At 37.6% G+C, this 1,133-nt stretch carries 1 protein-coding gene; it reads left to right on the top strand.

What is annotated here, in order from left to right; translation table 11 throughout:
- The first annotated feature begins 47 nt into the window (after positions 1 to 47).
- Positions 48 to 1,089 (top strand): ISKra4 family transposase gene (locus MiSe_RS49230; RefSeq protein ID WP_373873060.1). Its coding sequence is split into 2 segments (ribosomal slippage): positions 48 to 547 and positions 546 to 1,089, totalling 1,044 coding nucleotides; the frame shifts between segments, so codons are not numbered across the junction.
- The last annotated feature ends 44 nt before the right edge of the window (positions 1,090 to 1,133 follow it).

Here is a 1,133-nt window from a genome sequence, read left to right as displayed (position 1 = left end):
GGCAAAATCAATGAAAATAGAGTCAGAAATTAATCTTCACAACAACAATGGAACCAGCCAATCAGAAAAAACTCCAGAAACATCTTCAAGCCATAGCAAAAATTATGTATCAAGAAGCAGAGACTAAAGAATTAGAGAGCCTAGCTGGAATTGAAAAAACAATCAGATCGCAAACTCTAGAATATATTACGCTTTTTTATCAAAGAAGCAACAGGAAAGAAGTCAGAGTAAGAAAAATCAAAATTATTCTCGGAGAATTACCAGTCAGTGAGAAACAAGCACGAAAGTTAAAGCTAGACAAAAATCAAAAAATAAGTCCTTATTTGGAGCAATGTTGCTTGAGAACCAGCGCAAATGTATCCTATGAAAATGCGGCAAAAGATATTTATAAATATACCGGGATGTCTATTTCTGCTAGCACACAACAAAGAATCGTTCAGAGGTACGAGTTTCCCGAAATAGAAGGCGAACAAGAAATAGAAGAAATAAGCTTGAACGGTGGAAAGGTAAGGCTTAGGACTGAACCATGCATGAGAACCATGCAGGAAAGACTATAAAGCTATCTGCATCAACCAAGAAATAAAGGTAGCTAGATTGGGTGAAAATGAATCTTTAATTGATTGGGTAAATCAACAACAGTTGGGCGAACCATTAACCTGTTTAGGTGATGGACATCCAGGGATTTGGAAGATAATTCGACAATTTAATTGCCCTGGAGAAAGACGGGAGATTTTAGATTGGTTTCATCTCATCGAAAATCTATATAAAGTTGGTGGTTCTCTCAAGCGACTTAAAGCTGCGTCAACTTTTCTTTGGCAAGGAAAAGTTGATGAAACTCTCGATCTCATCTCTCCACTTAAAGCTAAACAAGCTCAAAATTTTTGCCAGTATTTGGAAACTCATCGGCATCGAATTGTCAATTATGAGTATGATCAAGCCGAAGGTATTTGTTCTATTGGTTCTGGTGCCGTCGAGTCTACTATCAAACAGATAGATCGACGATTAAAAATCTCTGGATCCCAGTGGGATGAATATAATGTCCCTCAAGTTCTCAAGCATCGCTGCGCTTATCTTAATGCCCAGCTTTAGAACCTGTTTAGTTCTTTTGTTCTAGCAAAGTTGACATGCTCCCA

Source organism: Microseira wollei NIES-4236, from assembly GCF_020521235.1.
GTDB lineage: Bacteria > Cyanobacteriota > Cyanobacteriia > Cyanobacteriales > Aerosakkonemataceae > Microseira > Microseira wollei.
Note: the sequence above shows the minus strand (reverse complement) of the source record. Positions and strands in the feature narration are given on the sequence as shown.